The 2,229-nt window shown below is 71.3% G+C and carries 3 protein-coding genes; all 3 read right to left on the reverse strand.

The window, feature by feature from the left end:
• Positions 1-52: 52 nt before the first annotated feature.
• Genes obgE through AC2W7M_RS24195 form a run of 3 tightly spaced genes read right to left on the reverse strand, consistent with a single transcriptional unit; the run spans position 53 to position 2,167 of the window.
• Positions 53-1,090, reverse strand: coding sequence for a GTPase ObgE (gene obgE, locus AC2W7M_RS24185; protein ID WP_486135543.1), 1,038 nt, complete (start codon positions 1,088-1,090; stop codon positions 53-55).
• A 48-nt stretch (positions 1,091-1,138) separates the two neighbouring features.
• Positions 1,139-1,492: an antibiotic biosynthesis monooxygenase family protein gene (locus AC2W7M_RS24190; protein ID WP_486135545.1), complete on the reverse strand. Its 354-nt coding sequence runs from the start codon at positions 1,490-1,492 to the stop codon at positions 1,139-1,141.
• Positions 1,493-1,522: 30 nt separating this feature from the next.
• Positions 1,523-2,167, reverse strand: coding sequence for a hypothetical protein (locus AC2W7M_RS24195; RefSeq protein WP_486135547.1), 645 nt, complete (start codon positions 2,165-2,167; stop codon positions 1,523-1,525).
• Positions 2,168-2,229: the final 62 nt, after the last annotated feature.

A 2,229-nucleotide genomic window follows, 5' to 3' on the forward strand; every position in this document is an offset into this window, starting at 1 on the left:
CCCGCTGAGGCGGGCGGGCGACGCGGCACAAGACGTCAGGTGCCGCGGGCGGTCAGGGCCGCCAGGACACGCTGGCCTTCTCCGCCTCGGCCTCGGCGCCGCGCGCCTCCTCGATCACCGAGAGCAGCGCGCGCAGCGCCTCCTGCACGCCCTGCCCGGACTGGGCGGAGACCAGCAGCGGCGTCTTCTTGGCGGCGCGCTTGAGGCGCTCCTTCTGCTGCTTCAGCAGCTCGGGCGAGAGCGCATCCACCTTGGAGAGGGCGACGATCTCCGGCTTGTCGGCGAGGCCGCCGCCATAGGCTTCCAGCTCGGCGCGCACCACCTTGTAGGCCTTGCCGGCATGCTCGCTGGTGCCGTCGACCAGATGCAGCAGCACGCGGCAGCGCTCCACATGGCCGAGGAAGCGGTCGCCGATGCCCACCCCCTCGTGCGCGCCCTCGATCAGGCCGGGAATGTCGGCCAGCACGAATTCGCGCCCGTCCGCCCGCACCACGCCGAGGCCGGGATGGAGCGTGGTGAAGGGATAGTCGGCGATCTTGGGCTTGGCCGCGGTGGTGGCGGCCAGAAACGTTGACTTGCCGGCATTGGGCAGGCCGACGAGGCCGGCGTCGGCGATCAGCTTCAGGCGCAGCCAGATCCACTTCTCCTGGCCTTCGAGGCCCGGATTGGCGCGGCGCGGCGCCTGGTTGGTGGAGGTCTTGAACTGGGCGTTGCCGAAGCCGCCGTTTCCGCCCTCCAGCAGCTTGATGCGCTGGCCCACTTCCGTGAGGTCGGCGAGCACGGTCTCCTCGTCCTCGTCCAGGATCTCGGTACCGGCCGGCACCTTCAGCACCACGTCGGCGCCCTTGGCGCCGGTGCGGTTGGCGCCCTTGCCGTGGTCGCCCTTCTTGGCCTTGAAGTGCTGCTGGTAGCGGTAGTCGATCAGCGTGTTGAGGCCGTCGACGCACTCGATCCACACGTCGCCGCCGCGCCCGCCGTCGCCGCCATCGGGACCGCCGAATTCGATGAACTTCTCGCGCCGGAACGAGACGCACCCCGCCCCGCCGTCACCGGAGCGCACATAGACCTTGGCCTGATCGAGGAATTTCATGGGTTCGAGGTAGACGCGCGCCGGTCCGAACGCAAGGGGCGCCGCGCTTCAGATCTCCGGCGCGTGGGCGGCGCGGCTGTCGGCGGGCGCCTCCTCGCGCTCCGTGAGGCCGTAGTCGCGCACCACGCTGGCGACCCTGAGCCGGTAGTCCCTGAACACGCCGCCGCGCCCCGCCGCCTGCGCCTTCCTGTGGGACATGAGGGCGCGCCAGCTGCGCACCGCCGCCTCGTCGCGCCAGATCGACAGCGAGAGCAGCTTGCCCGGCTCGGTCAGGCTCTCGAACCGCTCGACGGAGATGAAGCCGTCCATCTGGACGAGATCGGCGCGCAAGGCGGCGGCGATGTCGAGATAGCGCTGGCGCTGGCCCTCGGCGGGCCAGACCTCGAAGATGACGGCGATCATGACACCTCCTGCGGCCCGCCCGATGCGGGCTCAGACCTTATCACCCTTGCGGCGCTGGACCTCGGGGAAGACCCACATGGCGATCACCATGAAGACGCCGAGGAACGCCACCGCATATTTGGGTCCCACCTGGCCGAGGCTGTCCTGGAAGACATAGCCCGCAGCAGCCACGGCGAGCACCAGGAGGGAGAGCATGATCTTCACGTGAGTGGGCATCGGGGGTTTCCTCTGTCGCGTCACGGCCGGGGCGCGGGGCGCATGGGGCGCCCGCTCAGGCGGCGAAGGTGGAGACGAAGGCGGCGCCCTGGCCGCTGAAGGCGAGCCAGGCGGCGAGCGCCGCCCCCTGGAAGCCGACCAGGGCGGCGAGCGCGCCCGCGTGTCGCGCCAGCGCTCGGGAAGCAGCTCGAACGGCACCGGCGCGAACAGGAACACGAAGCCCGCCACGACGATGATCGACGTGACCCTGAGGCTGGCGAAGCCGAAGGCCAGCGTCGCCGCCGCCAGCGCCAGCCACAGCGCCGTGTTGAGGGCGACCAGCAGGCCCGCGCCCGGCCCCCGGGCGGTCTCGGGGCGCTCGGGATACATGCCCGACAGCACCAGGAAGCCGAGGCAGGTGGCGGCCCACAGGGCGGCGAAGGCGAGAAGCGCCCCCGCATTGGGTTCGATGGCGTCCATGCTCGTCCTCCTCGCGCGCCGGGCGCGCCGTGCGCGATGCTCACTCGGCGGGGGCGGGGGTG

It is taken from the genome of Xanthobacter sp. BG11Y11_SDJG, from assembly GCF_057364445.1.